Source organism: Streptococcus mitis (assembly GCF_047462815.1).
GTDB lineage: Bacteria > Bacillota > Bacilli > Lactobacillales > Streptococcaceae > Streptococcus > Streptococcus mitis_DO.
Genome location: NZ_JASHFB010000006.1, coordinates 127,344 through 135,601, shown reverse-complemented (window position 1 = coordinate 135,601; position 8,258 = coordinate 127,344). Strand labels below are relative to the sequence as shown.

Here is an 8,258-nt window from a genome sequence, read left to right as displayed (position 1 = left end):
TGGACCATTTTCACCTGGGATTTCTACCTTAGTTCCTGGTGGGAATGTTGACCCATCTGGTTTCTTAGGTGTTACTGTAACATCACCTGTCTTAGGATCTCGTTCCACATCTAATGTTGGTGTCTTATGGGCTGGTGTGGTTACATTTGGAACTTCTTCCGTTGGTCTACCTGGTTCTGTAATCTTACCTGTTCCTGGGACTTTTCCTTCTGGTAATTCACTGTTTGGTACTTTACCTTTACCGTCTTCACCAATTGTTACTGTGATTGGGTGATCCTTATCTTTACCTGGAATTTCTACCTTAGTTCCTGGTGGGTATGTTGAGCCATCTGGTCTCTTCGGTGTTACTGTAACATCACCTGTCTTAGGATCTTGTTCAACATCTAGTGTTGGCGTCTTATGAGCTGGTGTGGTTACATTTGGAACTTCTTCCGTTGGTCTACCTGGTTCTGTAATCTTACCTATTCCTGGTACTTTTCCTTCTGGTAATTCACTGTTTGGTACTTTTCCTTTACCGTTATCATCAATTGTTACTGTGATTGTAGTTGGGTTACCATCTTTATCTTTACCTGGAATTTCTACCTTAGTTCCTGGTGGGTATGTTGACCCATCTGGTTTCTTAGGTGTTACTGTTACGTCTCCAGTCTTAGGATCTTGTTCAACATCTAGTGTTGGTGTCTTATGAGCCGGTGTTTCAACTGGAACTTCTTCTGTTGGTCTACCTGGTTCTGTAATCTTACCTTTACCTGGAACTCTTCCTTCTGGTAATTCACTGTTTGGTACTTTTCCTTTACCGTCTTCACCAATTGTTACTGTGATTGGGTGATCCTTATCTTTACCTGGGATTTCTACCTTAGTTCCTGGTGGGTATGTTGACCCATCTGGTTTCTTAGGTGTTACTGTTACATCACCTGTCTTAGGATCTTGTTCCACATCTAGTGTTGGTGTCTTACGTGCTGGTGTTGTTACTGGAACTGGTTGTGATGGGTTCTTATTAGGTTCTGTTACTGTTCCTGTACCTGGGACAGCTTTCTTAGGAAGATTATCATTTGGTACTTCACCTGAACCATTATCGCCAATCGTAACGGTGATTGTAATTGGGTTACCATCTTTATCTTCACCTGGAATTTCTACCTTAGTTCCTGGTGGGTATGGTTTTCCATCTTCTTTCTTAGGCGTTACTACTGCATCACCATTTGGTTTACGTGTGATTTCAATATCAACTGGTTGTTCTGTTGTTGGAGCACCTGGCGTTATCTTACCTGGTGTTTCAACTGGAACTTCTTCCGTTGGTTTACCTGGCTCTGTAATCTTACCTGTTCCTGGTACTTTTCCTTCTGGTAATTCACTGTTTGGTACTTTACCTTTACCGTCTTCACCGATTGTTACTGTGATTGGGTGGTCTTTATCTTTACCTGGAATTTCTACCTTAGTTCCTGATGGGAATGGTGATCCATCTGGTTTCTTAGGTGCTACTGTTACGTCACCCGTCTTAGGATCTTGATCCAACTCTAGTTTTGGTGTCTTATGAGCTGGTGTTGTTACATCTACTGGTTTTGATGGGTTCTTATTAGGTTCTGTTACTGTTCCTGTACCTGGGACAGCTTTCTTAGGAAGATTATCATTTGGTACTTCACCTGAACCATTGTCACCAATTGTTACTGTGATTGGTGTTCCATTTTCTCCTGGGATTTCTACCTTAGTTCCTGGTGGGTATGGTTTTCCATCTGGTTTCTTAGGCGTTACAATCGCATTTCCATTTGGTTGTTGAGTAATGTCGATTGTAGGAGTTTGAGTTGTTGGTGTCTTAGGATCTGTTCCATTTGTGATTTCTTCCTCATCTGGAATTCCATCATTGTCATCGTCTGGATCCTTAACATCTGGAATACCATCTCCATCTGTATCACGTTGAATTTTAACTGGAACTTTGACTACAACTTCTTCTGTGCCTTTTTTCAGTTTAACTGGAATTTCGACTGTGCGTTCTTCTTCTTTTGGTTCCCAATTGTCTACTGTTGGTGTTCCTACTAGATTTCCGCCGTTATCCACTGTTAAACCATTTACTGGTTTATCTGTTGTAATCGTTGTACCTGGTTTGTTTGGTGTGATTACCTTAGTATTCGCTGGTACTGGTGTTTTTTCTGGGACAGTTTTTTCTGTTACTATTCCTGTTAATTTATCCACTACTTTTGGATTTGCATCTTCTGTATCTGGAATTCCATCGTTGTCATCGTCTGGATCTTTAACATCTGGAATACCGTCTCCATCTGTATCGCGTTGAATTTTAACTGGAACTTTGACTACAACTTCTTCTATGCCTTTTTTCAGTTTAACTGGAATTTCAACTGTGCGTTCTTCTTCTTTTGGTTCCCAATTGTCTACTTTTGGTGTTCCTACTAGATTTCCGCCGTTATCCACTGTTAAACCATTTACTGGTTTATCTGTTGTAATCGTTGTACCTGGTTTATTTGGTGTTACTACCTTAGTATTTGCTGGTACAGGTGTTTTTTCTGGGACAGTTTTTCCTGTTACTGTTCCTGTTAATTTATCCGCTACCTTTGGATTTGCATCTTCTGTATCTGGAATTCCATCGTTGTCATCATCTGAATCTTCTTTATCTGGAATACCGTCTCCATCTGTATCACGTAGAATTGGAACTGGAACTTTCACAGTAACTGTCTCGCCACCATTTTTAACTTTAACCGGAATCTCTACTATACGTTCTTCTTCTTTTGGTCCCCAATCTGTTACACTTGGTGTTCCTTTAAGTTTACCTTCTTCATCTACTGTCAAACCATTTACTGGTTTATCTGTCGTAATGATTGAACCTGGTTTGTTTGGAGTCACAACTGTAACTGGTGTAATTGGTGCTTTTTCCGGAACTGGTGCTGGGTTTGTAACCTCAGCTGCTAAAGGTCCATTTGCTGTTCCTCTAGCTACAGGACTCTCAAGAGTAAGATTATTATCAATTCTCTTAGAAACTTTTGCAGTTACTTCTGTTTTATCTGCAACTTCCGAATCTGGAATTGTAACTACACCTGCAGGTGTTACTGATACTTTATCCGTTGGTTTACCATTTACTGTCGCTGTCCAAGTATTTCCTGATTTCGTAACCGTTACAGTTTCTGGTGTAGTCTTACCTGTTGGTACATAAGTAAGGGTGATAGTATCAATATCTTGTGGATTAGTACTATTAGGGCGTGTTGGTGGGGTAATTGTCACACTACCATCCGAATTACCTACTATACTAGGTACTGTTGGTGTTACTGCTAAAACTACTTGACGCTTAATTTCTGCAGGTGCAAATGTTGTTCTAGTTGTACTATTTACATCCGTAATAGAATTTTTGCTGGTATCCGGGAATACTGCTGTTGCGTTTCGAGTATATTTCCCTGAGTTATCTAGTGTTGTTCCTGAATCTAATTTATCTCCAGCTTTCCATGTCCACGTCATACCACTTGGTAAATAATTGTTTCCACGATCTGCTTTATCTTCACTATCTACAACCTTAAGATATCTATGAGCATCAATATTTTTACCACTATTGGCTACATTCAACGTTGAAGCTACTGGTACTTTTGCGATACCATTTTCAAGGTTTCTAGTCTCAATATCAACCACTCGATATTTGAATTTCAAATCACGGCTGTCAGTAGCACTGCTTCCTTCAACATGTAGAGTCCCTATGTGTTCTCCTAGTGTTTGTGTGTTCACTACTGTTCCTGAAGATAAACGAGTTTTATACTTCTTGTCTTCTGAACTTCCATCTTTACCGGTTTGAGCTGTAAAGTTAGAAGCAGTTACACCATACGGAAGATTTCCAACTGTTACTTTTGAGATTGTTCCTGAGTTATCCCATACCTTCAATTCAGGGTTAAATTCAGCACCACGATAGACTGTAAAGATTGGTGAATTAGCTGTTTCTGTTAATGTAACACCATTTAAAGTAGCTTGTGGTTTTTGAGTGTCTCTTGCCACTGCTTTTGCTGAATCTGAATCAGCTCCATCTCCATTTTTGGTAACTACTGTTACTTCTGTCAAATCTTTTACTTTGTCCGCTGGAATCGTGATTTCTCCAGTATTTGGATTGATTTGTACCTCTGGTTTATCTACTGTCCAGTTTCCTTTTGGATCTTTCTTTCCTACAGCCGTTTTTGGTTGGTTATCTTCCCCTATATAGCTAACCGTAATCTTATCTACTTTTGCTGGATCTTGTGGTTTACCTGTAACATCACCATTATCTTTTGCTGTTGCTACTGGTGTTTGTGGTTTTGAGTTCTTAGTGGTATCTTTAGCTACAGGACTCTCAAGAGTTAGGTTATTATCAATTCTCTTAGAAACTTTGGCAGTTACTTCTGTTTTATCTGCAACTTCCGAATCTGGAATTGTAACTACACCTGCAGGTGTTACTGATACTTTATCCGTTGGTTTACCATTTACTGTCGCTGTCCAAGTATTTCCTGATTTTGTAACTGTTACAGTCTCTGGACTTGTTTTACCTGTCGGTGTGTAAGTAAGCGTAATAGTATCAATATCCTGTGGATTAGTACTATTAGGGCGTGTTGGTGGTGTAATTGTTACACTACCATTCTCATTTCCAACTACGCTAGGCGCTGTTGGTGTTACTGCTAAAACTACCGGACGCTTGATTTCTACTGGAGCAAATGTTTTTCTAGTTGTACTATTAACATCTGAAACACTACTTGGGAATATTGCTGTTGCATTTCGAGTATATTTCCCTGAATTATCAAGTGTTGTTCCTGGATCTAAATTATCTCCTTGTTTCCATGTCCACGTCATACCGCTTGGTAAATAATTGTTTCCACGATCTGCCAAGTCTTTACTATCTACTACTTTTAGATAGTTATGTGCATCAATATTTTTACCACTGTTTGCTACATTCAATGTTGAACCTACTGGTACTTTTGCTACACCGTTCTCTAGATTTTTTGATTCAATATCAACTACACGATATTTGAATTTTAAATCACGACTATCTGTAGCACTACTTCCTTCTACATGAAGAGTTCCTATGTGGTCTCCTAGCGTTTGAGTATTCAATACTGTACCTGAAGATAAACGTGTTGTGTATGGTGTTTTTTCAGTTTTACCTGTTTGAGCTGTAAATGTAGATGCTGTTATTCCATATGGAAGATTTCCTGTTGTTACTTTAGAGATTACACCAGAGTTATCCCATACTTTTAATTCTGGGTTAAATGTAGCTCCACGATAAACTGTAAATATTGGTGCATTAGCATTTTCAGTCAAACGAACTCCATTTAACGTCGCTTCTGGTTTTTGAGTATCACGTGGTGTTACATTGAATGTAAATGTTACTGGCTTAGCTTTATTACCCGCATTATCACTAGCATTGAAAGTAATCGTATTTGTTTTACCGACGTCTTCTTTACTTGTAGTAATAGTAATTGTAGTTACTTTTTCTGAATCTGTTGTTTTAACATTCGTATTTGTTGCATTTCCAGAAGTAATTCTAGTGCCATATTTTTTTAGGAAATCAGAACCATCTATATTAACAACTTTATTATCTTTTGCTGTTACTGTAAAGGTTACTTTATCACCTTCTACTACTGTTTGGTTAGCTGGTGATATTGCTAATGTAGGTGGCTGTGTATCTGGTGCTTCTGTTGGAGTAACAGGATTGCTTCGAACAGAAGTTACTGTTCCGCCATTATTAACAATCGTTTCAGCCGTAATAGGTTTTCCTGGTAAAGCTTCTTTAACTGTAACTGTCGCAGTCTGTCCTTTTGTAACTCCAGTTCCGATAACTCTATCACCATCGTAAAGCTTAACTGTAGAACCGTCTTTCACTCCACTTCCAACATTAACAGTAATTTGTTGATTTGTTAAGCCTTTTTTATTAGCAACATCTGTTGTAATAGTTGGTTGTTTCGGTTTAACAATCACTGTAACTGTTCCATCTGAACCTGAATTGGCATCAGTTGATTTAGTACCGTCTTTATAAGTAGCAACAGAAGTATACTTGAATACTCCAGCTTGTGCTGTACTTGTTGGCTTGACACCATCTTTCCAACTCCAAGTCATACCCGAAGGAAATGGTTTTCCATCTTTATGTCTGACATAACCTGAATTTACAGGATCATCTGGATTTCCCAAAGCATCTCCTACTGTTTTTGTAACGGTTAAACCTTTAATTGGATCTAATGGTGCGTCGGGTTGACTTACTACTCTTGTTCCAAGACCAGCATAGACGTATCCCGCAGTTGCATTCGTAGCTGAGCCAGCCTTAGTAGTTACAGCCATACTCCCTGCTTTTTGTGCTTCTGCAGTAGTCACATTATCTCTTAGGCGCATTTTTACATGATATTTGTAAGCATAATTTTGATGACTACTTATAGTTAATATATGAGAATAAGACCCTCCAGGATAGCTACCGTTTGATTTAATAATCCCATTTAGTTCAGAATTATCTTTTAAATTTTTCAACATTTCTTGTCGTTGATTATCTCTACCTGGGCCACCATCCAGCTGATAAAGAAGATTTCTATCATTCCATGATCTTCTAGCACCCGAATCTTGATACTTATAACTTTTTAAAGGAATATTATACGTATCCCCTACCTTAGTGAAATGATTAGGATTATCAGAAAGCGTCCCTGTACCTCTATTATTTGTATATCGTTCGTAATAAGATTCGTAAATAGTCCCTACTGGATAGTTATTACCACTATTATACAAAATGTCACGTGGCGGATAGAACCAAAACGTATTATTAGTTACTCCATCCAAGGCTTTACCATCATTTTGGAAGTAAACGTCGTAAGTAATAAATTTCTTACCACCTTCTTCACTATATTTTGCCGTCATAAACGTTTTTGAAATCGTACGATCACGATCCCCAATAGTCGTTGCTCCTTGCCCTTTAGCTTCTGATATATATTCTTTAACATTAATTAAGGCATTTTCTACACGACCATATTCAACAGTAGTCGCTCTAAACTGTGCTCCTTCTCCCATGCTCTTGCCGTTACGTGAGTCACGAGCACCTGAAGTCAAACGTGTTGTAGCGTTTTTAACAGAGTTAAACATTCTCTTCACACGTTTTGTCATATCTTCAACATCGTTCAGAGAAACTGTTGTATTTTCAAGAACTCCTTGAGCCAAGCCCAATAGTTCATTGGCTTTTTCAAGAACTTCTTTGCTAGTCTCATGCTCAGGCAATTCCAAAACAGCCGCCTGCAATTGATCTACAGATACTTTCAAAGTATCTTTTTTAGCTGATACAGTTTGACTCTCTTCGCTTGCACTTACTTCAGGAGAAGTTTGACTTGCTAGATTGTCAGCTGGCTTCTCAGTTTTATCTGCTTGTTTATCAACTTGAACCTCAGTTGCTTCCTTAGCAGCTGATACGACTGTCACATCTTTAGACAAGAGTTCTACAAGCTCGTCGATATCCTTTTGAGCTAGCTCAGAACTTTCTAGGGCTTCTTTCCCTTTTTGAAGTCTGTCCTTAACAGGCGATACTACTGACTCGTCAAGGTTTAATTTAGTTGAAAGAAGAACATTTAACTCTTCAACTACTTTTTTCAACTTAGCTTTATCAACTGTAGGCGCGTTATTCACAGTGCTTGTAAGCGCTTGATTTTCTGCATCTACTTTTTCTTCAGTAGTGTCTGGACTCTCTTTAGGCAATTCGGCCTCATTTTTAGGATTCACTACACCCGCATTAAGTTGTGAAGTCTTGTCAACTAGACTATCCGCACTCGCAACGCGGGCACCCAAAAACATCAGCGCTGCAACAGCAACTGAAGCGGCACCGAAACTATATTTACGAATAGAAAAGCGCAAAACTTTTTCACGTTGCTGACGCTTGATTCTATTGAGCGAATTTGATTTATTTTCCATTGTTCCTCCTTATGTTAAAACACAAAATCAAATTAAAAGCAACCTTCATGGCTACACATCTTATAGTAATGCACCCATGAAACCTGCTATGATGAGCATATCTTACACATCACAGCTATCACAGCTATCACAGCTATCACAGCTATCACAGCTATCACAGCTATCACAGCTATCACAGCTATCACAGCTCAATTATACCATTTTTTAATATATTTAATCAAACATAAACCTGCTTATCTTATAAAATAAAGCACAAATTTTAATAACATAAATATTTTTGTGATATTTATTATGTTTTATATTGTGTTCAAGAATTCTCCCTATGAGTTACCTATCATATCAACCGATTTATAGCCGTTTAAGCTAGCAAAAAA

The 8,258-nt window shown here is 38.5% G+C and carries 1 protein-coding gene; it reads right to left on the bottom strand.

All coding sequences use genetic code 11. The features are described from left to right. Positions 1-7,884: YSIRK-type signal peptide-containing protein (locus QM865_RS04710; protein WP_414306126.1), on the bottom strand; the 7,884-nt coding region annotated here is incomplete at its 3' end. Between the last annotated feature and the right edge of the window lie 374 nt (positions 7,885-8,258).